Source organism: Candidatus Sodalis pierantonius str. SOPE (assembly GCF_000517405.1).
Lineage (GTDB): Bacteria > Pseudomonadota > Gammaproteobacteria > Enterobacterales > Enterobacteriaceae > Sodalis_C > Sodalis_C pierantonii.
This window is the reverse complement of record NZ_CP006568.1, coordinates 2,377,580-2,400,508: the sequence shown is the minus strand read 5'-3', so window position 1 is coordinate 2,400,508 and position 22,929 is coordinate 2,377,580. Positions and strand designations below refer to the sequence as shown.

The 22,929-nt window shown below is 56.0% G+C and carries 17 protein-coding genes and 5 pseudogenes; 7 read left to right on the top strand and 15 right to left on the bottom strand.

The features are described from left to right. Positions 1-40: 40 nt before the first annotated feature. Both SOPEG_RS22995 and SOPEG_RS12260 read right to left on the bottom strand, forming a co-directional pair. On the bottom strand, positions 41-457 hold the full coding sequence (locus tag SOPEG_RS22995) for a hypothetical protein (RefSeq protein ID WP_148297069.1): 417 nt from the start codon (positions 455-457) through the stop codon (positions 41-43). Further along, positions 435-1,277: a DNA adenine methylase gene (locus SOPEG_RS12260; protein WP_236851811.1), complete on the bottom strand. Its 843-nt coding sequence runs from the start codon at positions 1,275-1,277 to the stop codon at positions 435-437. Before SOPEG_RS12260 ends, SOPEG_RS22995 begins: the two co-directional genes overlap by 23 nt. 48 nt (positions 1,278-1,325) lie before the next feature. Between SOPEG_RS12260 and SOPEG_RS12255 the strand changes: the two genes are divergently transcribed. Continuing rightward, entirely contained in the window at positions 1,326-2,534 is a 1,209-nt protein-coding gene (locus tag SOPEG_RS12255; RefSeq protein ID WP_025245559.1) for an IS256-like element ISSoEn2 family transposase, read from the top strand. A 78-nt stretch (positions 2,535-2,612) separates the two neighbouring features. Here SOPEG_RS12255 and SOPEG_RS12250 read toward each other — a convergent pair whose 3' ends face one another. After that, positions 2,613-3,536 carry an IS5-like element ISSoEn1 family transposase gene (locus SOPEG_RS12250; RefSeq protein WP_025243926.1) on the bottom strand — a complete coding sequence of 308 codons (924 nt, stop codon included), beginning with the start codon at positions 3,534-3,536 and terminating at the stop codon, positions 2,613-2,615. 80 nt (positions 3,537-3,616) lie between these two features. Between SOPEG_RS12250 and SOPEG_RS26380 the strand changes: the two are divergent. From SOPEG_RS26380 to SOPEG_RS12225, 5 genes and pseudogenes are all read left to right on the top strand, one after another. Further along, positions 3,617-3,929: pseudogene (locus tag SOPEG_RS26380) on the top strand (5-deoxy-glucuronate isomerase); the annotation flags it as partial. Positions 3,930-4,005: 76 nt separating this feature from the next. Continuing rightward, on the top strand, positions 4,006-4,767 hold the full coding sequence (gene kduD, locus SOPEG_RS12240) for a 2-dehydro-3-deoxy-D-gluconate 5-dehydrogenase KduD (protein ID WP_025245557.1): 762 nt from the start codon (positions 4,006-4,008) through the stop codon (positions 4,765-4,767). A gap of 93 nt (positions 4,768-4,860) precedes the next feature. Next, positions 4,861-5,445: pseudogene (locus SOPEG_RS12235) on the top strand (metal-dependent hydrolase). Between the two features lie 345 nt (positions 5,446-5,790). Beyond that, entirely contained in the window at positions 5,791-8,043 is a 2,253-nt protein-coding gene (katE, locus tag SOPEG_RS12230) for a catalase HPII (RefSeq protein WP_025245556.1), read from the top strand. 211 nt (positions 8,044-8,254) lie between these two features. Further along, complete coding sequence (locus SOPEG_RS12225; RefSeq protein WP_025245555.1) at positions 8,255-8,812, top strand: TetR/AcrR family transcriptional regulator; 558 nt, start codon at positions 8,255-8,257, stop codon at positions 8,810-8,812. Positions 8,813-8,926: 114 nt separating this feature from the next. Here SOPEG_RS12225 and SOPEG_RS12220 read toward each other — a convergent pair whose 3' ends face one another. The 5 genes and pseudogenes from SOPEG_RS12220 to osmE all read right to left on the bottom strand — a co-directional run bounded on the left by SOPEG_RS12220 (position 8,927) and on the right by osmE (position 16,443). Next, positions 8,927-9,508, bottom strand: coding sequence for a TetR/AcrR family transcriptional regulator (locus tag SOPEG_RS12220; protein ID WP_025245554.1), 582 nt, complete (start codon positions 9,506-9,508; stop codon positions 8,927-8,929). A gap of 366 nt (positions 9,509-9,874) precedes the next feature. Beyond that, positions 9,875-11,302, bottom strand: coding sequence for an efflux transporter outer membrane subunit (locus SOPEG_RS12215; RefSeq protein WP_025245553.1), 1,428 nt, complete (start codon positions 11,300-11,302; stop codon positions 9,875-9,877). Positions 11,303-11,304: 2 nt separating this feature from the next. Next, positions 11,305-14,455: pseudogene (locus SOPEG_RS12210) on the bottom strand (efflux RND transporter permease subunit). Position 14,456: 1 nt separating this feature from the next. Beyond that, a pseudogene (locus SOPEG_RS12205) lies at positions 14,457-15,613 on the bottom strand (efflux RND transporter periplasmic adaptor subunit). A 491-nt stretch (positions 15,614-16,104) separates the two neighbouring features. Beyond that, positions 16,105-16,443 (bottom strand): osmotically-inducible lipoprotein OsmE, encoded by a 339-nt coding sequence (osmE, locus tag SOPEG_RS12200; protein ID WP_025245552.1) that lies wholly within the window; start codon positions 16,441-16,443, stop codon positions 16,105-16,107. Positions 16,444-16,677: 234 nt separating this feature from the next. On the opposite strand from osmE, the gene nadE reads away from it, so the two are divergent. Then, the gene (gene nadE, locus SOPEG_RS12195; protein WP_025245551.1) at positions 16,678-17,502 is read left to right on the top strand and encodes an ammonia-dependent NAD(+) synthetase; all 825 of its coding nucleotides are present in this window, start codon (positions 16,678-16,680) and stop codon (positions 17,500-17,502) included. Here nadE and SOPEG_RS12190 read toward each other — a convergent pair. The 7 genes and pseudogenes from SOPEG_RS12190 to spy all read right to left on the bottom strand — a co-directional run bounded on the left by SOPEG_RS12190 (position 17,442) and on the right by spy (position 22,753). Continuing rightward, positions 17,442-17,711 carry a hypothetical protein gene (locus SOPEG_RS12190; protein WP_025245550.1) on the bottom strand — a complete coding sequence of 90 codons (270 nt, stop codon included), beginning with the start codon at positions 17,709-17,711 and terminating at the stop codon, positions 17,442-17,444. The two genes, nadE and SOPEG_RS12190, sit on opposite strands and share 61 nt — an antisense overlap. Before the next feature lie 126 nt (positions 17,712-17,837). Continuing rightward, positions 17,838-18,587 (bottom strand): IS21-like element ISSoEn3 family helper ATPase IstB, encoded by a 750-nt coding sequence (gene istB, locus SOPEG_RS12185; protein ID WP_025245549.1) that lies wholly within the window; start codon positions 18,585-18,587, stop codon positions 17,838-17,840. Between the two features lie 11 nt (positions 18,588-18,598). After that, positions 18,599-20,152, bottom strand: a pseudogene (istA, locus tag SOPEG_RS24775) (IS21 family transposase). Between the two features lie 116 nt (positions 20,153-20,268). Further along, positions 20,269-20,919, bottom strand: a complete 651-nt coding sequence (locus SOPEG_RS12175; RefSeq protein ID WP_051419673.1) for a LysR family transcriptional regulator — start codon at positions 20,917-20,919, stop codon at positions 20,269-20,271. After that, positions 20,829-21,020: a LysR family transcriptional regulator gene (locus tag SOPEG_RS30890; protein ID WP_071882192.1), complete on the bottom strand. Its 192-nt coding sequence runs from the start codon at positions 21,018-21,020 to the stop codon at positions 20,829-20,831. The genes SOPEG_RS12175 and SOPEG_RS30890 overlap by 91 nt, the downstream gene beginning before the upstream one ends. A 204-nt stretch (positions 21,021-21,224) precedes the next feature. Continuing rightward, a complete protein-coding gene (locus tag SOPEG_RS12170) occupies positions 21,225-22,148 on the bottom strand; it encodes an IS5-like element ISSoEn1 family transposase (RefSeq protein ID WP_025244151.1) in 924 nt (307 codons plus the stop codon). A 137-nt stretch (positions 22,149-22,285) separates the two neighbouring features. Continuing rightward, complete coding sequence (spy, locus tag SOPEG_RS12165) at positions 22,286-22,753, bottom strand: ATP-independent periplasmic protein-refolding chaperone Spy (RefSeq protein ID WP_025245548.1); 468 nt, start codon at positions 22,751-22,753, stop codon at positions 22,286-22,288. Positions 22,754-22,929: the final 176 nt, after the last annotated feature.

Sequence of the window (22,929 nt, the reverse complement as noted above, 5' to 3'; positions counted from 1 at the left end):
ACTTAAGCGCCTGACTGTCCAGGTCGGGCAGGCGCTGATGCTAGGTGCGCAGGCGCAAAAAGGCCACCACGCCATTATGCTGGGGGGATTGGGTTGCGCGATCGCCAAACAGTGCACAGAAATCGTCATCTGCTATTTCATTCAAGCAATAACCGGAGTTCACTCGCGCAATGCGCGGTAACATCACCTTAACCACGGACTCAGTTAACCAGCGGCGGGCGCTGTCAAAGCCCTTTTGCTTTTCGCGCTGGTCGAAGCGCCAGTAAATACTTGAACTGACCGTTTCCAGCTGGTCGTCAACCCGCCTTCTCGCCTGGAGAAACTCCTTGCGGCGAAGCTCGGCAAGGCGCATTTCCTCATGGGTCGGAATACCCCGCTTAATCGGCAGCAGGGGCTTGTTGTTCCAAGGGTAGACGACGCTGGACTGCGGCATATCAGACAAACTCCAGCCACTCATCCGTAAGGAAACCATCCGCTTCGGAGGTCGACGGCCGAGACTGCCGCACCGGCAACGTGGCTATCACTTCCCCGGCTTTACCCCGACTGGCCCCCTTGGCGGCGATGCTGTAATGGGTGTGCGTGTAGTGAAACGTAAAGTCCCGATAGGCGGCGTGGGTCTTTGGAACATTCCTGCCCAAGAGCACCACAGGTACACCCCGGCGCCGGTGCGTTTCAATCAGGGCATCGGCCAGCGCCTGATGTTCTTCGTCACGAAACGGCTCGATGTAATAACCGGTGAAGCCGTCTTTGTCTTCAGGCGGGAAATAAGGCGGATCGGCATAAACAACGCAGTGTTCATCTACATGAAACGCCAATGTTTCCTCAAAGGGCAGGTAGACAAACCGGGCATGGGTATAGCGCGCCTTTTCGGCGAACAGACGGATTTCCGCCTCGGGGAAATAGGGCTTCTTGTAATGTCCATACGGTACGTTAAATTCGCCCCGCAGGTTGTAGCGGCACAGGCCGTTGTAGCAATGACGGTTCAGGTAAAGAAACAGGGCAGCCCTATTTACATTGCCCACGGAACTTTGATTAAATATGATGCGGTGATAGTCATACTCAAATGAGTTGTTACTGTGTTTGAACAGTTGACGCGCCACTTTCATGACGCTTTCCGGGCTATCAACGACCGTTTGGTAGAAATTGATAAGGTCCGGGTTAATGTCCGCCAGCACATAGCGGTGATAGTCGGTATCGAGGAAAACCGTGGCACCACCCACAAACGGTTCAACCAGGCAGCCGGCAGGAAGGGGGAGCCTGTTTAGAAATTTGTGTATTTGCCTGATTTTGATATGTTCAATCCAACATCAAAAACAGGTTAATTTATGGACGAAAAACAGTTGCAGGCTCTGGCTAACGAACTGGCCAAAAATCTCAAAACCCCTGAAGATCTCAGTCACTTCGATCGGCTGCTGAAAAAAATCAGCGTCGAAGCAGCTCTCAATGCCGAAATGACCCATCACCTCGGCTACGATAAAAATCAGCCTAAACTGGAGACCAACGCCCGCAACGGCTATTCCACAAAAACCGTTACCACTGGCGATGGCCCGCTGGCGCTGCGTACTCCGTGCGATCGTGACGGTTCCTTTGAACCGCAACTGGTGAAGAAGAACCAGACCCGGATTACCGGGATGGATAACCAGATTTTATCGTTGTATGCCAAAGGGATGACCACCCGCGAGATCGCCGCCGCGTTCAAAGAGCTGTATGACGCCGATGTCTCGCCGGCGCTGGTCTCAAAGGTCACCGATGCGGTCATGGAGCAGGTTGTCGAATGGCAAAACCGGCCTCTGGATGCAGTCTATCCCATTGTTTATCTTGACTGTATCGTTCTAAAAGTCCGGCAGGACAGCCGCATCATCAACAAATCTGTGTTCCTGGCGCTGGGCATCAACATCGAAGGCCAGAAAGAGTTGCTAGGTATGTGGCTGGCCGAAAATGAAGGCGCAAAGTTCTGGCTGAACGTGCTGACAGAGCTGAAAAACCGCGGCCTGAACGATATCCTTATCGCCTGCGTAGACGGGCTGAAAGGTTTCCCTGACGCTATTAACGCGGTGTATCCGGAGGCGCGGCTCCAGCTGTGTATCGTGCATATGGTGCGCAACAGCCTGCGGTTCGTCTCCTGGAAGGACTACAAGGCCGTCACCCGCGACCTGAAAGCTATCTATCAGGCCCCTACGGAAGAAGCCGGCTTGCAGGCGCTGGAAGCGTTCTCCAGTGCCTGGGACATCCGCTACCCGCAAATAAGTCGAAGCTGGCAGGCAAACTGGGCCAATCTGGCCACGTTCTTTGCCTACCCAACGGACATCCGCAAGGTGATCTACACGACCAACGCCATCGAGTCGTTAAACAGCGTGATCCGGCATGCCATCAAAAAGCGCAAGGTGTTCCCGACCGACGACGCAGTGAAAAAGGTGGTGTGGCTGGCGATACAGGCGGCCTCACAGAAATGGACAATGCCTTTGAGGGACTGGCGCATGGCAATGAGCCGCTTTATTATCGAGTTCGGTGACCGCCTGGACGGTCACTTCTGAGAAAAGGCATTTACACAGAATCGTGTACAGGGTCTAAATCCGAAATTTGTGACGACTTCCTCCCTATCAGGGCGATTGTTACATGATGCGGACGCTGTTTGGCATTCCTAACAACGTGATCCGATTAAGCGCTTTGACCATTGCCATAGCCTCACCTACCTGCGCGTCATAGTCATGCAGACTCAGATGACCACCCAGAAGTGTTTTAAACCGGAACATGGCCGTTTCAGCCAGTGAACGCCGGTGATAACCTACTTTCTTTTTCCAGGTATCGTTATTGCCGCTCAGATGCTGATTTGCCACCGCATGGTTACGCTCATGGTATCGAGCTGGCCAATATTGCGCACCACTTCGCGGTGGGATAAGCGGCTTTATTTTTTTCCTCAGCAGAGCATCATGACAGTAACGCGTATCGTAAGCACTGTCAGCCGACGCTTCCCTGATTTTCCGGTGGGTTTGGTTAATCAGCCCGGGCAGCGCCTGCGCATCTGTCGTACCGCTTAGCGATAAATCGGCACAGATAATTTCATGTGTCGCGCTATCTACTGCCAGATGAAGCTTGCGCCATACTCTGCGCCTCTCAGCCCCATGCTGCCTGACTTTCCATTCGCCTTCGCCGAAGATTTTCAGGCCGGTGCCATCGATGACCAGGTGTGAGATTTCGCCGCGGGTTGGCGTTTTTATGCTGATGTCGACGGTTTTTGCTCGCCGGCTGACCAGAGAGTAATCTGGGCAGCGCAGCGACAGCCCCATCAGTTTAAAAATCGCGTCAACGAAACCCTGTAACGCCCGGAGCGAAAGGTTAAACACGCGCTTTATCATCAGAACCGTGGTAATGGCCATATCGGTGTAGTGAAGCGGCCGGCCACGATGTTCAGGGGGTGTACTCTCAGTCCATGCAGCAATGGCTGACTCATCTAGCCATACTGTCATGTCCCCCCGCTGCCTGAGCGCATTGTTGTATGCGGGCCAGTTGGTGATTTTAAACTTTTGCTTTGCCATGGGGACCTGATGTTGAAACGAATGTAGTGATTCAGAGCCGCCAGTCACCTAAAAGTTCGATTTATTCAACAAAGCCTACCCGTTATGAAATCGGGCATGAAGAAGCGCTGTATGTCGGCCAAGGCGCGCGGGATATCCGCTTTGAGAGCATTAACGCGGGGCAACCGGCGCTGTTCTACTACAATGGACCCCGAGACGGCGGTGTTCCATATGATGGGCCAGCCGCAGGAAACCCGCCATTTGATCGTGCGCAACCAGCAGGCGGTGATTTCACCCAGTTGGTCTATCCACGCCGGCGTCGGCACCAAAAATTATACCTTTATTTGGGGAATGGTCGGCGAAAACCAGGTGTTTGACGATATGGATCACCTCTTGGTCAGCGAATTGCGCTAATTCCCCCTGCGGCCGGCCCGGCTGCAGATACGTTAATACCGGCGGCCTGCTCGGCCGCGTACACTAAGGTGGCATTATGATCTTGGAACGTTTTGCATTACAGGGAAAAGTCGCGGTCATTACCGGTTGTGATACCGGACTGGGCCAGGGCATGGCCATCGGGTTGGCGGAGGCCGGCTGTGATATCGTCGGCGTCAATATCGTTGAGCCTGACGAGACACTACGGCAGGTGGAGACACGCGGCCGTCGCTTTCTATCCATCAAAGCCGATCTGAGCGATACCGCGGTCATCCCGGGGGTTATCGCTCAGGCGGTGGCGGCCTTCGGCCATATCGATATTCTGGTCAACAATGCCGGCATTATTCGCCGCCAGGATGCCATCGAATTCAGCGAAAAAAATTGGGATGATGTGATGAATCTCAATATCAAGTCGCTGTTTTTTATTGCCCTGGCGGCGGCCCGACAATTTATTCAGCAGGGCCGCGGTGGCAAAATCATCAATATCGCCTCAATGCTCTCCTATCAAGGCGGCATACGCGTTCCCTCTTATACGGCGTCAAAAAGCGCCGTGATGGGGATTACCCGCCTTCTGGCCAATGAATGGGCGCAACACGGCATTAATGTCAACGCGCTGGCGCCAGGGTATATGGCCACCAATAATACCCAGCAACTGCGTGAGGATGAAGCCAGAAGCCAAGCGATTCTGGAGCGCATCCTTGCTGGTCGCTGGGGCTTGCACGACGATTTGATAGGGCCGGCGGTATTCCTGGCGTCGGCGGCGTCGGATTATGTTAACGGCTACACCCTGGCGGTCGACGGCGGCTGGCTCGCGCGCTAACCGGCAAGGAAAAGTTACAAGGTAACCTATTCCCGGCGGCATCGGATTGTTCTATACTGGACAAATGACCAGCCATTTCGCGCCGTGCCACCTATGACCGCCGAAGGACATTTTATTTTTGCCTTGGCCAGCACCATTTTAGCCAAGAAAATGGCGCTGACGCCTGCCCTGGCCCAAGGCGGCGATTGGTGGCACATTATCGCCGGTGGATTGCTTACCTGCCTACTGCCGGATATCGACCACCCCAAATCGGTGCTGGGACAGCGATTGACCTGACTGTCCGTGCCTATCGCCCGACTGTGCGGTCATCGCGGCTTCACCCATAGCCTGCTGGCGATCATCGCCGGTATCCTGTTATTTACCCTGCGCCTGCCGCCGCAAAGCGTCATTCCCCTGGATGCGTTTCACGCCATGATTATCGGTTATTTAAGCCATATCGCGGCGGATATGCTAACCCCGGCCGGCGTGCCGCTACTGTGGCCCTGCCGCTGGCGGTTTCGCCTGCCTATCTTGAGCCCCGCCAAAGGCAACCAGCTCGAGCGATTGGTCTGTATCGCAGCGCTGATTTTCGCCCTACAGCACCCGGAGGGCGCGCCGCTGGTACGGCATCCGGCGGTTCCCGAGTCCGTGCAGGCGCTCTGGCAGCGGGTGCGCGCCAGCCTGTTGCCCACCCCCTGAGAAGATCGGGCCGAGCGCGCCGCCGACGGCGCAGGCTATCGTAACGATAGAGAAAGATTTTCCTGTTGCTGCGGCCCAGACGGCGCGCGGTTTGGCGCGGTCATTCCCTAGCATTCATACTGTTATTTGCTGCCAAAACGGGCTTATTTTTCACCCGGCGTGATCAACGATATTCCCATAACAGATTGTTTTACAGAGCAAATAGGGCGAAGCGTCAACCCCATCGCGTGCTATTACCCTAAAACCGGTAAGGGAAATCTGTTCTATAGTTGATCCAACCGATCCCAAAAGGCGGTGGTAAATCGCTACTTAACCGGTTGTAAACAGTGAGAGGAGCACAAAGCCATGTCGACACCCAAGGATCCTTCTGAGGCTCAGCAACGCCTGTCCCATCCCGCCCCGGCCCCGGATGGCCGGTCTTCTTCCCCCGGCCTGGGCAGTCTGGCCCCCGATGACGGCAGCCACATGTCGCAACCTGGCCCTTCCGAGCCGGGGAAACAGCCCACCGCGTCCGGTTCGGCCAAGTTTCCCAAGACCACCAACGCTAAACTCGACTTGCTGGAGCCTCACCGCAAAAACGGTGAAAACCAGCCCCTGACCAACGATCAGGAAACCAAAATTTCCGATGACCAGAATTCGCTGCGCGCCGGCAAGCGTGGACCCACGCTGCTGGAAGATTTCATTATGCGTGAGAAGATCACCCATTTTGATCATGAACGCATACCGGAACGTATCGTGCATGCCCGCGGATCCGCCGCACACGGCGTTTTTGAGGTCTACCGCCCGCTGACCGACATCACCAAAGCGGGCTTTCTGCGCGACCCGTCGGTCAAAACGCCGGTGTATGTGCGGTTTTCCACCGTGCAGGGGTCGCGTGGCTCCGCCGATACGGTGCGCGATATCCGCGGTTGCGCGGTGAAGTTTTATACTCAGGAAGGCAATTTCGATCTGGTCGGCAACAATACGCCGGTGTTTTTCATTCAGGATGCCCATAAATTTCCCGATTTCGTCCATGCGGTGAAACCTGAACCCCACAATGAGATGCCGCAGGGCGGCACCGCCCACGACAGTTTCTGGGATTATGTTTCGTTGCAGCCGGAAACGCTGCATAACGTCTTCTGGGCGATGTCGGACCGCGGGATACCGCGCAGCCTGCGCACCATGGAAGGCTTTGGCATCCATACGTTCCGCCTGGTGAACGCCGAAGGTCAAAGCACCTTTGTCCGTTTCCATTGGAAACCGGTTGCCGGAAAAGCGTCGCTGGTATGGGATGAAGCGCAAAAAATTGCCGGTAAAGATCCGGATTTCCACCGCCGCGATCTGTGGAAAGCTATTGAAGCCGGCGACTACCCGGAATGGGAACTGGGCTTACAGCTGATCCCCGAGGAAGATGAACATAAGCTCGACTTCGACTTGCTTGATCCGACCAAGTTGATCCCCGAAGCGCTGGTGCCGGTGGAAATCGTAGGCAAGTTGACCCTTAACCGCAATCCGGATAACTTTTTCGCCGAAACGGAGCAGGTCGCGTTCCATTCCGGTCATATCGTGCCCTGCATTGATTTCAGCAACGATCCCCTGTTACAGGGACGGTTATTTTCCTATACCGACACCCAAATCAGCCGACTCGGCGGCCCCAACTTTCATGAAATTCCCATCAACCGCCCCGTGTGCCCTTATCATAATTTCCAACGCGACGGCATGCACCGCCAGGATATCAACACCAACCCGGCGGCCTACGAGCCCAACTCGTTAAACGATAACTGGCCGCGCGAAACCGCGCCGGCGGCGGAAAACGGCGGCTTTGAGAATTACCATGAGCGCATCGACGGCGAGAAAATTCGTCAGCGCAGAGACTCGTTCAACGAATACTTCGCCCACCCGCGTTTATTCTGGCTTAACCAAACGCCTGCCGAGCAACAGCACATTATCGACGCATTCAGTTTCGAGTTAGGCAAAGTCGCCCGGCCCTATATCCGCGAACGGGTGATCGATCTGCTTACCCGGGTGGATGTCGACCTGGCAAGCCAGGTCGCCGCCCGCCTCGGCTATCGTCTGTCCGACGAGGCGAAAAACATTGCGCCGCCGCCCGCGGTCAACGGCATCACCCGCGATCCCACCCTCAGCCTGTATGCGACCGGCTCCGGCGCGCTCAAGGGACGACAGGTGGCGCTTCTGATCAGCGACGGGGTGGACGCCGCCGATGTGCTGGCCGCGATGCAGGCCCTGAAGGCGGAAGGAGTTCACGCCAAGCTGCTGGCGAGCGACGGCTCCACACTGCCCATAGACAGCACCATAGAGGGCAATCCGTCGATTACGGTGGATGGCGTTGTGGTGCCGAACGGCAATCTCGACGCGCTGTTGCGGGACGGAGCGGCGCGCCATTACATCCTGGAAACCTATAAGCACCTGAAACCCATCGCCCTTAGCGGCGACGCCCGGCGGTTTAAACCACAGTTGGGGCTGAAGGACGGCGATAATGAAGCAGGCATCAGCGAGGACGGGTCGATTAGCGACCAGCTGATGCAGGCGTTCCTGGCGAGTCTACGTGAGCATCGCATCTGGTCTCGGCTCGCTAAAGCGGCCGCGGTCCCCGCCTGACTGGGCGGCAGTAGCAAGGGTCTTGCAGGGTAAGCGCCTGGCGCGCTTACCCTTTTTTTGACCACAGGCGATGATGTCTCTCGCCGCCATCCCCTCTGGCGGCGGGCGGTGCGCCGCGAATCACTAGGTCTGCTCGCCCCCCCCATGTTAAGCTATTCGCATGGGCCGACATTCGGCGATAGAGTCAGGTGGAGAGCAATGAACGATGAAGATGAATCGTGCCGATCAAATACTCTCTGCCGCAAAAACGTGCGTGATGCAAAAAGGGTTTCACAATACGACCGTGCAGGAAATCGCCGTGATGGCGGGTATCAGCACCGGGCTGATTTACCGCTATTTTAAAGGGAAAAGTGACATCATTGAGGCGCTGGTGAACAAGGTGGTTCAGCGGTTACAGCAAAAAATGAAAGCCGACTCTGTTCTGGAGGGCGATAGCGCCTGGCTCACGCTCTTCGCGGGCGATACCGTTAACGCCGACACGCGGGACAGTATCGCGCTGATGCTGGCCATCTCGGCGGAAGCCAGCAGAAATGCTCACGTTCAGCACATCATCCACCGCGCGCATTTGACTTTGCAGGATTATGCCTTTAGCCATTTCAGAGCGCTGAACGCCAACGCCAAAGATAGTGAAATCCGCACGCGCCTGTATATTTTTTCCTTGATTATTGATGGCGTGATCATGCGTAAAAACGTGAATATCGCCCAGCATAACGCGGCCTTCTGGCCCTTGGTCGACGATTTGATCCGCCAGATGAATTCAGGCGTTTAACGCAAGCCCCCAAGCCAGGCCGTTTGCGCAGGCGTTCGCTCTTTGCCGGGCGATCGCCCCGGCAACGTAGCGCCCGCCGGCCAAGCCCCCGCCCAAGACGGTGGCGTCAGAGTGCTAGGCGCGCACGGCCGCTGACAAAAACCGCGTTACCACCGCGGTGATAGCGCTATCGATATCTTCTTCATGGAACGTCCGGCAAACCGCACCGTTGATAAGGGTTAACAGCAGTTCAATGGCCGCGCGGCGTCGGCTTTCGTCCTGTAACGACGTCGGCGGAGCGTCATGATTGACCAGCGCGTCGATCAGATCCTGTTCTTCCTGACGTAAAATCGATTGGAGAGTAGCGCTGCGCGAGGCTTCGGAGAACGTTTCAAGCAGTAAAACCCGTTCTCTCGCCGGCCAGTCAGACCAAAAAGGCGATTGGGGGAATAAAATCGCCGAGTAATCGGTCAAAGCGAGTAATTTCTCCGCAAGCAGGCGATACCATTGCCCGGCGACCTGGCGCACCACCGCATCAATCAGCGCGTCCTTACTGTCAAAATAGCGATAGAGCTGCCCCGCGCTGAGGCCGGATTGTTGACTCAGCTCGGCCATGGTCGCGCCGTGGAAACCGGATTGAGCAAAACTTTCTTTTGCGGCCTCAATGATTTGCGCACGACGTTGCCTGTGAAAGTCCTCACCCGCCCCTTTTCTCACCGCCTTCCCCTTCTGAGCAATAACACCTTGATGTGCAAGGGGGTTATGTTACCCTGCTCCGCGTACAAGAAGAACCTCCCGGCGCAAGAAATGGCCCTCGTACTCCTGTACGCCCGCGACCAGCGCCCCCGGCCGCACACGCTTTTCCAAGTGGCAACCGGGCGCGCGCCCTGGCGCGCTGGGTAAAACCCCCTTCGTCCCACATCCTATCTCGGCGCCAAACTTAGCCCGCAGCCGCTCTCGGCGACCTGTGAACGCAGCAGCGGTGCGACACGGCACGGCAACACGGCAACATAGCAGCACGGCTACATGGCTACATAGCAGCACGGCAATATGGCAGGACGTGTCGCGCCCCGTGCCGTTGCGTTAAAGCGCGAATTTTGATTCCGCCAGCGCCGTCCCGTCCCCCATCACTTTATACAGCGTGATCAGATTTTGATAATACGCCAGCTGGGTGCTCACTAATTCGGTTCTGGCGCTGTAGAGTTCCCGCTGGGCATCGAGCGCGTTCAAATAGGTGTCGACGCCGTTTTGATAACGCAAATCGGCCAGATGATAATAGCGCCCGGCCGCGGCGACATAGTCCGTATGGCCCGTCAGCTGCGCGTTAATCGTGCCGCGGCGCGCCAGCGCGTCAGCCACTTCCTGGAACGCGGTCTGTATCGCTTTTTCATAGGTCGCGACGTAAAGCTCTTTTTGCGCGCGGGTGTAATTCAGCTGCGCGGCATTGTAGCCGCCGGTGAATAACGGCAGCGAGACGCTAGGTGAAAAGGACCAGATGCCCGCACCGTGTTTGAACAATGAAGACAGCTCGGCGCTGCCCACCCCGGCTGACGTCGTCAGGGAAATGGACGGGAAGAAATTGGCCCGCGCCGCGCCGATACTGGCGTTTGCCGCCTTCAAATTGTGCTCCGCTTCCAGGACATCCGGCCGGTTTAGCAATACCTGCGATGAAATGTCGGCGGGCATTTCACTTAGCGCGCCAGGCAGCTGCTCAATGCCGTTCGGCAGCCACGCGTCCGGCACGCGCTGGCCCACCTCCAGATCCAGCGCGTTCTTATCCTGCGCCACGCTGGTTTGATAGCTGGCGATATCGGCCATAGCGGATTGATAGGTGGTTTCAGCCGACGCCACATCGACCCCGGAGACGATGCCGTGTTGCAATTTTTTTTGCGTGACCTCAAGGGATTGACGCGCGCTTTGCGCCGTTTGCTGCGCAATCGCCAGGTTGCTTTGATCGGCGGCGAGCGCCAGCCAGTAATACACCGTATTGTACAGCACGGTTAACCGGGTACTGCGCGCACCCGCCAGCGTGCCGAGGTAGGTTTCATACTGTTCCCGCGTCAAGCTCTGGTTTTTGCCGAACAAATCCAGCTCAAAGGAGCTGATGCTCCCCTCCGCCTGGGTGCTTTGGCTTATCGCCGTCTGGTTGCCCTCGCCGGTCAGCGCGCGGGAGCGAGTCCCCGACAGCTCCGCATCAACGGTGGGGAACAGATTCGATCGTTCTTCACCATATTGCGCTTTGGCCGCTTTAACATCGGCTACGGCTTCGCGCAAATCGCGGCTGCTGTTCAACGCCATAGCGACGGTCTGACGCAACCGGTCATCCAGAATATAGTCCCGCCAGGCGATGTCGCGATAATTGCTGCCCGGGGCGTGGCCCAGTGAAGCATAAGCGCCGCCCGTTGGCAACCTGTCCGGCACCGGCGCCGCCGGACGCGTATAGTGGGGATCCAGCGATAAACAGCCGCTCAGCAGCAGGGGCGCCACCATGATGATTCGTCTTGCTAACATGTTCATGCCCCCATGTCCTGGTGGGTGGAATTAACGGGGTGTTCCCCCTCAGGAATGCCAGGGAAAATCCGCCTGATGATGACAAAAAACAGCGGCACCAGGGATATCGCCAGCAGCGTGGCGGTAATGATGCCGCCAATAATGCTGGTACCAATCGCGATACGGCTATTGGCCCCCGCCCCCGTCGACACCGCCAGCGGCAATACCCCGGCGGCAAACGCCAGCGACGTCATCAGAACCGGCCGCGGCCGCATGCACCGCCGCGGCTATCAGGGTCTGGCCCTGGCGATAGCGTTCCTCGGCGAATTCCACAATCAAGATGGCATTTTTCGACGAAAGCCCAATGATGGTTAACAATGCGACCTGGAAGTAGACATCATTTTCCAAACCGCGCGACGTGATGGCCAGTAGCGACCCAACAACGCCAAGCGGGACTACCATCATGACCGAAAAGGGGACCGACCAGCTTTCATACAGCGCCGCCAGACATAAGAACACCACCACCAGCGAAATAGCGTACAGCGACATCGCCTGATTGCCCGACAATCGTTCTTGATAAGATAACGCCGACCAGGCATGGGTGCTGCCCGCGGGTAATTGCCCGGCCAACGTCTCCATCTGATTCATTACGTTCCCCGAACTGCTGCCGGAAGTCGCCTCGCCCTGGATTTCATAGGACGCCAGCCCGTTGTAGCGGGACAAGGTATCCGCACCGTAGATCCAGTGAGAGGTGGCGAAGGACGAAAACGGTACCATGGTGTCATTACCGTCGCTGTCCGTGCCTTTCACGAACCAGCGATTGATGTCCTCGGGTTTACTGCGAAAATCGGCGTCGCCTTGAATATACACTTTTTTTACCCGTCCGCGATCAGTAAAGTCGTTGACATAGGTTCCCCCCAGGGCGCTACCGAGAGTGTCGTTAATGTCGCTGACCGAGGTGCCGAGCGTCTCGGCTTTGTCATCATCGATATAGACCTGCAACTGCGGTAAATCCGGCAGCGTATTGGCGCGCACGCTAGAGAGCGTGGCGTCCTTGGCCGCGTTGGCGATCAGCTGATCGCGCAGTTTCAGCAGTTGGCTGCGATCGGTACCGGCGCGGGCCTGAAGTTCAAAGGTGAACCCGTTGGATTGCCCCAGGCCGGAAATGGCGGGCGGCGTTAAGACATACACCTGCGCATCGCGCATGCCGGCAAAATGTTTCATCGCCCGCAGCGCAATGGCGTCCGCCTCGTTTTCCGTGCCTTTACGATCGCTCCAGTTTTTCAGCGCGATAAACCCGACCCCGGCGTTTTGCCCGCTACCGGCGAAACTGAAACCGTTAACCAGCATGTCGACGTTGATATTGTCTTTTTCTTGGTTCAGGAAGTACTGTTGGATCTCACTGCGCACGTTGCGGGTGCGGCTCTCCGTGGCCCCCGGCGGCAGTTGGTACTGCACCATAATATAACCCTGATCTTCCGTCGGCAGGAAGCCGGTAGGCAAACGTAAATACATCACGGCGCAGGCCAGCAGCAAAACCGCATAGAGCAACAAATAGCGCATGGGACCGTGAATGACGTGGCCGACGCGATTCTCATAACGCGTTTGCAGCGCGTTATAGTGACGGTTAAACCAGCCGAAAAAGCCTTTCTCGCTATGCTCATCGTCATGAGGTTTCAAAAAGCTGGCGCACAGCGCCGGCGTGAGGGTCTGCGCCACCACCACCGACAGGATCATGGAAGAAACAATGGTAATGGAGAACTGACGGTAAATGACGCCAGTTGAACCGCTGAAAAACGACATGGGCAGGAACACCGCCGACAGTACCAAGGTGATACCGATAAGCGCGCTGGTAATTTCCTTCATGGATTTCGCCGTAGCGTCCCGCGGCGACAGTTTTTCCTCACGCATCACGCGTTCGACATTTTCCACCACCACGATGGCGTCGTCCACCAATAGACCAATCGTCAGGACCATGCCGAACATGGTCAGCGTATTGATAGAATAGTCAAACAGCGCCAGTACGCCGAAGGTGCCCAATAACACTACCGGCACCGCGATGGCGGGGATCAAGGTCGTGCGCCAGTTTTGCAAAAACACGAACATGACCACCACCACCAGGAGAATCGCTTCCCCCAAAGTCTTCACCACTTCTTCGATGGAGACTTTGATGAACTCGGTGCTATCGAGCGGATACGCCACGGTATAGCTCGCCAGCATACCGCTTTGCAGCTCGCTAATGGTGCTCTTCACTTTTTCCGCCGTGTACAGCGCATTGGCGCCCGGCGCCAGTTTAATGGCCATACCGGCGGCAGGATGACCGTTGGCCAGCACGTTGGTGCTGTAATCCTCATCTCCCATCTCCACCCGAGCCACATCGGCCAAACGTACGATGGAGCCTCCGCTGTTGGTTTTTAACACAATGCGGCGGAATTGCTCCGGGGTTTGCAGGCGTGAACGGGAACGTACCGTCGCCACCAGTTGCTGGTCTTTGCCGGCGGGCTGGGCGCCGATTTGCCCGGAGGATACCTGGGTATTTTGATTCTCCAGCGCCGTTTCCACATCGGACGGCATCAAGGAATAGGCCGCAAGCTTGGCCGGATCAAGCCAGATGCGCATCGCATATTCGGAGCCGAACACCTGCACATCCCCTACCCCCTGCACGCGCGCCAGGGTGTCTTGCATATTGCTTATCAGGTAATCGGCCACGTCCGACTAGGTGCTTTTGTCAGCGTTGTCATAAAGCGTCATGATAAGCAAAAAGTCGGACTGCGCTTTCGCCACCGTCACGCCCTGCGACGTGACGGAATCCGGCAGCCGGCTTTCCGCCTGCTGCACTTTATTTTGCACCTGGACCTGCGCGATATCCGGATCGGTCCCCTGCTCAATGGTGACCGTAATTTTTGACTGACCGGTGGAGGCGGTGCTGGTTGACGAAAAATAAAGCAACCCATCCAAGCCGGTAAGCTGCTGTTCGATAACCTGCGTGACGCTGCTTTCGAGCGTTTCCGCCGAGGCGCCGGTGTAGGTGGCCTCAATGGTGATCTGCGGCGGCGCCACGTCGGGGTACTGGGCTACCGGCAGATTGTTAATACTCAACACGCCAAACAGCACGATGATAATCGCTATCACCCAGGCAAAAACCGGGCGACGGATAAAAAAACCAGCCAGCATGTTACTCTCCTCCGCTACCGTCGGTCGTTTGCGCGGCGTCGGATGGGGTAGTCGCTTCTACCGCCTTCACCGTCATTCCGGTTTGCACTTTGCTGGTCCCTTCCACGATCACCCTATCGCCCGCCTTCAATCCTTCGTTAACCAGCCAATCGCTGCCAATGACGCGATCGACGGTGACGTGGCGGCTTTCCACTTTGTTATCCTGCCCCACCACCAGCGCGGTGGCGTTGCCTTTCGCATCGCAGGTTATGCCCTGATGGGGCGCCAGAATCGCATTAGCCTTCACACCATTGCTTACGCTTGCGCGGATATACATTCCCGGCAACAGCTCGTGCTGCGGATTGGGTAAAATGGCGCGCAGCGTGACGGTGCCCGTGCTTTCATCCACCGCCACCTCGGTCAGCTCAAGCTTGCCGGTGTGCGCGTAACGCGTGCCGTCCTCCAACGTGACCGTCACCGGTACCGTGTCACCCTCCTGCTTTAACGTCCCCTGTTGGCGACGCAGTTGCAGCAGCTGGCTGCTGGACTGAGTCAGGTCGACATAGATAGGATCCAGCGTGCGGATGGTGGCCAGCGCGTTGGATTGATTGGCTTCGATCAGCGCGCCGGGGGTAATCGAAGAGATGCCGATACGGCCAGAGATGGGGGCCTTAATCACGGTGCGTTGCAGATCGATACGCGCGCTCTGTACCGCGGCGCGGTATTGGTCCACCGAGGCAACGTTTTGTTGCCAGGTGGCCACGGCCTCATCGGCATCCTGGCGGGAAACGTCGTTTTCCTTCACCAGCGCCGTATAGCACTGTGCCTTCAGTTTGCTGCTGTTTACCACCGCCACGGTATTTTTCAGCTGCCCCACGGCCTCATCATAGGTGGCCTGATAGCTGGCTGGGTCGATTTGATACAGCGCCTGCCCTTCCTTGACTTCATCTCCTTCGGTAAAAAGCCGCTTCTGAATGATACCGTCCACCTGGGGGCGAACATCGGAAACCAACGATCCTTTTACGCGACCGGTTAAATCGCTGGTTAAGGTGACCGACTGGGGCTGTAACGTTTTCCCCTCACCTCGGTTGCCGCGCCAGCGGGATTCGTTTCCGGCTGCCGATCGCCGGCCACGACGAGGAATATCAGTCCTACCGCCAAAAATCTTGAGAGAAACATCACGCCCAATCCTATAATGAATATTCATTCTCATTATACCCGCAGACGCCAGAGGGCCGATGGCGTACTTTGGTAAAAAAAAGAAAATACATGTTATCTAAATAGGTTTTTACCACGCCATGCGGTCTGTGACGCGGGCGTGCCGGGCAACGCGCGCGCGTCGCCCTCGACAGCAGGCAGTCATAATCGACAGCACGAGGTCAGGGAAAGGGAAAGTGACTGCGGGCCAGTAAATTTGAGGATTTCCCTGGGCTTAAGTGATGCAACAGGGGGCGAAAACATTCACCTAAGGTGCGCAACGAGGCAAACGCCTTAAGGGGAATTACGGTCGCGTCGGCTGATGCTTGAAAGCCATTACTGTCGCGCGCGGGTCGGTGCCAGGATAGCAGAACTGGGATCCACGCCGCCCTGCCGGCAGCGGGCCACCAGAGCCAGTCGCCGGCCCGTCAGAGCCGGCGGCGACCCGGCGCCCAAGAGGACGCTAGGAACGCTTATTGGCCCTGCTGAGGATTGGTGTCGTATTTTTGGCAGCTCTGGAACCCTTTGTTCAATACCTTACCGGTTTCGTCGTAGCTGACGAAATAATTAATCGGTTTGCCGTCACGGTTACCCAGGACATAGGAATCACAAGTGCCGCGCGCGTTAATCATGGTCGAGGAGGTCGCCGGCACGCCGCCGATAGCGCGCGCCTGCTCTTTGGTCATGCCTTTTTTCACATCGCTAACGACGGGTTTGTTCAAATAACTGTCGGCACGATCATAGGCGGTACAGCCAGAAAGGAAAGAAATCGCCGCGGCGGCGGAAATAGCCAGAACCATTTTATTATTCATTGAGGTCACCTCATTCATTGTGTGTATCAATAAGCCTAGATGCCAAAACACATTTTTTCAAATAGGCCGTTCATTTTGGTGCTTATTTTTGTTCCATGCCGGCCGCCGAAATCGATAATGGCCTCGCCGGCGGGTAACGCTTTCTCTTCTAAGCGTTAGGCTTTACACTTTTGTGATTACCCTCATCATAACGTTTGCGATACCCGCAGCTTGACGTTTCAGGAGACAAAGCGAATGGCACTACAGCAAGAAATCATAGCGGCGCTGGGCGTAAAACCCACGATTGACCCGGCGGCCGAATTTCGGGTGAGCGTGGATTTTCTCAAAGCCTACCTGAAAAAGCATACTTTCGTGCGCACGCTGGTGCTTGGTATCAGCGGCGGCCAGGATTCCACGCTGACGGGCAAAGTTTGCCAGCAGGCCATCAGCGAGCTCCGTCAGGAAACCGGCGTGACCGACTACCGCTTTATCGCCGTGCGCTTGCCCCACGGCGAGCAGAAAGATGAAGCGGACTGCCGGGATGCAATCGCCTTCATCCAGCCTGACCAGGTGATCACCGTCAATATTAAAAGCGCTATTCAGGCTAGCGAGGCGACCTTGCGCGAGGCGGGCATCGCGTTAAGCGATTACGTTAAAGGCAATGAAAAAGCGCGCGAACGCATGAAAGCCCAGTACAGCATCGCCGGCATGACGGCGGGATTGGTGGTGGGTACCGATCACGCGGCGGAAGCGGTAACCGGTTTCTTCACCAAGTACGGCGACGGCGGTACCGATATCAACCCCCTCTTCCGGCTGAATAAACGCCAGGGCCGCGCCATATTGCAGCACCTCGGCTGCCCCGAGCATCTCTATCTCAAAGCGCCGACCGCCGACCTGGAAGAAGATCGCCCCGCGTTACCTGACGAAACCGCGCTCGGGGTCACTTACGAAATGGTCGATGATTACTTGGAGGGCAAAACCATCGATGCCGCCGCGGCGCGCGTGATTGAAAACTGGTATCAACGCACCGAGCATAAACGCCATCCGCCGGTGACGGTGTTTGACGACTTTTGGCAATAATCCCCCCGCCGGCCGCGGTCAGCCGCCTGCGCGTCGACCCACTGTTCCAGCCGCCGGCGGATAATGCTGCGCATCAGCAGCACCGCCGGATCGGCGGCGTGAGACGCGGTCATCAGCAGTTGCACTTCAAACGGCAGCGCCCCCTGGATTTTTACGACCTGTAACTGTTGGGCATAACGTCTGGCGGTGAAGGTGTCGACGATCCCCACGCCACCTGCAGATTCCGACGTATCCGATCAGCTGTTCCGGCGACATCCGATCAGTTATTCCGATATTTTCCGATCACCCATTCCAGTGATATTCGTTCACGTGTTCGCTCATCTTCTGACTCGGGTTTAGTCTATTTTTCCTGTGCTGGCTACTCCTTGCTCTTTGCGTAGTGATTCGCCTTTAAGTTCCAGTCTATAGCTGGGGTGTACTAACCGATCGAGTAACACGTCAGCTGTCGTGGGGTTTTCTATCAGTCCATACCATTTTTTCACCGGCAGTTGACTGATCAGGATGCTGCTGCTTTTGTCGTAGCGATCTTCCATCACCTCCAACAGCATCGTTGCCTGCATCGGACTTATTGATTCTAGGCCCACGTCGTCCAAGATCAGTAACTCTATTTTTTCTAACTGCTTAAGCTGTTTTAGATAGGTCCCGTCTACCTGACACTGGTGAAGATGGGCCAGCAACCGACCCACTCGCCAGTAACGCACGCTATATTGCTGCCGGCATGCCTGCTCACCAAGCGCACAACTGAGCCAGGTTTTGCCCGTACCTGTTGGCCCCGTGATGAGTATGCTTTTCTGATATTTCAGATATTGTCCCCCTAGCAGATCTCGCATCTGTTCCGGTGTCACTCCTCGGCTAGGGATATAGCGGATATCTTTTGGTTTTGCCTGCAAGCGCATTTGCGATTGCCGTCGCAGACGGCATATATGATTGTTTTTTCTATGCAAATTTTCCGCTTCTACCATCAGCGACAACCGCTCCTCGAACCCCAGCTCCCCATAACTCCCCGGGAGTTCGCGTTGCGTCTCCAACGCCTGGACCATTGCCGACAACTTCAGCTCTCGCAGAGCCATTAACAGTGTATCCATATTTATTCTCCTTAGTGATAACTGTCCGGACCTCGGAGGTTTTCGTGAACCAGCATTGATACGCCGGCTTCGTCCTGGGTGACCTCACTTTCACGACCGTGTTTCAATACGTTGGCTATGAAAGAGCGGTTAATGCACCCTTTCTCCAACGCCAGCGCGCAGGCCTTCTCCAGTCGCGTCGTCTCATAGCGCCGTTGCAGATTGAGTAGCCCCATCACGGAACGGTAAGCCTGCTCCGGATGGGCTTTGCTCTTTTGGATGGACTCGACCACTTTCACAGTGTGCACACACCCACCGACAGCGCCCAACTGCACAGCCTTTCCGGCGTCCACTGACTCTGCCCCTTATGGTTAGCCGGCATGTGCGCCGCCTGAGTCGTGTGCCTATAGGCGTTATCGCTGCGAGGGTGCGTAGCCACGCAGACGCCCTTATGGTGGATTTGCACCAGCCGTTGGGTGGCGATGACGTCAACGCGCTCGCCAACCAGCGGATGCGGCACCTAGTACCAGTTTTTGCCGTAGTCTATGTGGTAATCAGGTCCCACTCGGGCAACGAGATACTCACTGTATTCCCATATATGTGGGCGGTAGAGGCCCAAGAGCCGGTTTGTCCAGCTGCTCGAAGCGTTCAAGGCGACTTTGTCCGCCGTAATGACGCATCGGGCGCAAATTCAACTCATGATTGAGTTCTCGTATCACCTGGTTGAGTTCGGCCAGCGAGTAGAACCTACGTTTACGCAACCGGGCCAAAACCCAGCGTTCTACCAGCTGCACAGTTGATTCTGCCTTCGCCTTGTCTTTCGGTTTTCTCGGGCGCTCCGGTAGCACCACTGTCTCATAGTGATTTGCCAGCGCCTGGTAGCTCTGATTTATGACCGGCTCATAGCGGTCAGGGATGCTGACAGCGCTGCGCAGATTATCAGGTATCATCAGCTCCGGAACCCCACCCATGAAGTGCAGGCAGCGGCTATTGGCGTTGAGCCACGATGCCATGTCCTGGCCTTCGCAGGCTTCGATATACGCATATCCTGACACGCCCATGGCAGCGACGAAGATAGCGACCTGGCGTACGCTACCGGTCGCAGGGTTGACGATAGGTACGGTGGGGCCACAGAAGTCGATGAAGAGCTTTTCGCCAGCCTTGTGCTCCATGCGCATGGAACGCCGCTGCTTCTTTTTCCAGTCACGGAACAGTGCACAAAACTGTGAGTAACCGAGGGCATCACCGCCCACGGCGGACTGATATTCCATCCAGAGCAGCTGCTTGGTCATGCCCTTGCGGCTTAACTCGGTATCGATATCAAGCCAGCTGGGTAAGGTATTGATAACTTTTCCGGATTTGCCGGGATAGAGCAGGCGGTCGAGGTCGACGGGGGACAGTTCCGCCGGCAATGGCCAGACCAGGTTAGCTACCGTGAATCGGCCGAGGATATCGTGCACGGTAGTACAGTCTATGCCGAGCGCTGCTGAGATAGTGCGATTCGAGCGACGCTGCTCGAATTTCATACGTAAGACATTAATATAGATGCACATTTCCGTTCTCGCTTTCTTCTTTTTACGTGCCATGCCATGCCCCCGGAAGCTAAAAGTCTCCAGAGTATGGCGGAACAGAAGATGAGCGATCGGACAGAATCGGAATCGCTGATCGGGCGCCCGGAATCAGTGATCGGATGAAATCAGAATTAGTGATCGGGTGAAATCGGACTCAGTGATCGAATGTGACCGGAACCAGCACCACCACCGGTCAGCACCATATCGGCAATAACGGAATAGGTCTTGATCTGCAACGTGCCGCAAGAGCGCAGCCCCTGGGCGCGCAACGTCTGGTGCATTACCCGCCCCAGCGGATCCTGCGGCTGCATCATCAGCAGATGATGCTCGCATAGCCAGGCCAGGCTAACCGGCGCCGCGACCGTCAACGACGGCGGGACGAGCGCCACCATATCGGCCCGATCAAGCACTTCCGCCGTCAGCCGCGGCGCTAGGGATTGACCAAAGGTCAACGCTAGATCCAGCCAGTCAGCCAACAGATCCTGGCAAAGCGTGTCATGATGACCGGTCACCAGTTCGACATCCGCCGGCAGCGGTTCCGCCTGTCGGCGGTAGTCCAACAGCACCTGCGCCATTAAAGATTGGCCAATCGCATGGGCGGCGCCAATGCGTAACTGCTCAGGGGCGCGTAAACGTTGGGCGAGCTGGTCGATTTGTTGTAACTGGAGATAAAGCTGGTCGATTTCCGGCATCAACCGTTGTGCCCGCGACGTCGGCTGTAGCCCGGAGGGCCGGCGATCGAATAAGGCAAATCCCAGCTGCTGTTCGGCATGGGCCAGCACCGGCTGATATTGGGCTGCGAGACATTAAGCCGGCGCGCCGCGCCGCTGATACTGCCGGACGCCATAATAGCATGAATGATTTCGATATGACGTAAACGCATGATGGGCGCTCCGGGCCGACGGCCTCAGGGGCTGGTCGGTATCGACAACATAGCCCGCATAGTAAGAGAATTTGCGGCGGTTGAACAGCGCGCCCGTACCAATGCCGCTTGAGATAACGCCCGACAGATCCGACTGGCTGTCCACAGGCGCTTTGTTGAATAAATCCGAAATTTGTGACGACTTCCTCCCTATCAGGGCGATTGTTACATGATGCGGACGCTGTTTGGCATTCCTAACAACGTGATCCGGTTAAGCGCTTTGACCATTGCCATAGCCTCACCTACCTGCGCGTCATAGTCATGCAGACTCAGATGACCACCCAAAAGTGTTTTAAACCGGAACATGGCCGTTTCAGCCAGTGAACGCCGGTGATAACCTACTTTCTTTTTCCAGGTATCGTTATTGCCGCTCAGATGCTGATTTGCCACCGCATGGTTACGCTCATGGTATCGAGCTGGCCAATATTGCGCACCACTTCGCGGTGGGATAAGCGGCTTTATTTTTTTCCTCAGCAGAGCATCATGACAGTAACGCGTATCGTAAGCACTGTCAGCCGACGCTTCCCTGATTTTCCGGTGGGTTTGGTTAATCAGCCCGGGCAGCGCCTGCGCATCTGTCGTACCGCTTAGCGATAAATCGGCACAGATAATTTCATGTGTCGCGCTATCTACTGCCAGATGAAGCTTGCGCCATACTCTGCGCCTCTCAGCCCCATGCTGCCTGACTTTCCATTCGCCTTCGCCGAAGATTTTCAGGCCGGTGCCATCGATGACCAGGTGTGAGATTTCGCCGCGGGTTGGCGTTTTTATGCTGATGTCGACGGTTTTTGCTCGCCGGCTGACCAGAGAGTAATCTGGGCAGCGCAGCGACAGCCCCATCAGTTTAAAAATCGAGTCAACGAAACCCTGTAACGCCCGGAGCGAAAGGTTAAACACGCGCTTTATCATCAGAACCGTGGTAATGGCCATATCGGTGTAGTGAAGCGGCCGGCCACGATGTTCAGGTGGTGTACTCTCAGTCCATGCAGCAATGGCTGACTCATCAAGCCATACTGTCAGGTCCCCCCGCTGCCTGAGCGCATTGTTATATGCGGGCCAGTTGGTGATTTTAAACTTTTGCTTTGCCATGGGGACCTGATGTTGAAACGAATGTAGTGATCAGAGCCGCCAGTCACCTAAAAGTTCGATTTATTCAACAAAGCCGTCCACAGGCAAAAAAAATCGCAGCCGTGGGCTGCGATGGAATAAAGGCGTGTTAACGGAATTTAGTTATTTCCGTGTTCCGCCATTTTAGCCTGACGAGCTTCAAATTTTTTATTGAATTCCTGCTTCTGCGCCGGAGTCAGGACATTATACATTTTATTCTGCATTTCTAGACGAGCCAGCATTCTTTCATTTTGCGCTTGTGACATGCTGGTGACCAGCGCCTGCGCTTTGCTGCTGTCAAAATTATCGGCGGCAATGACATCATGGAGCTGTTTATGTTCGTCAGCCGACGGCTTCTTCATATTTTTCATCGAATCGCGTGCAATATCGCGCATCTGTTCACGCTGGGCGGGGGTCAAATTCAGATCCTTGAACATCTGCTCCATCATGGGCCCGTGCTTCGGATGATGATGCATTTTCGCGCTCTCCGGAGCGGCAGGCGCCGCGGCGGTATCGGCGGCGGAAGCCAGCTGGACGGTACCTAACATCAATGATGTGGCCAGAGCGAAAGCGGTTAATTTACGCATGACATTTCCTCATTATTTTTACCTGTATGCCGCGGCGCGAAATAAACACCGAAGCGTGCATTACAAGAATAACTTTACTCGAGTTAACTTCAAGTAGTGCGAGCCTGAGTAAATATGTTAAAGCCTATCACTTAATTTCTGCGCAATAATGAAGAAAAAAAGGAGAATAAGGGGGT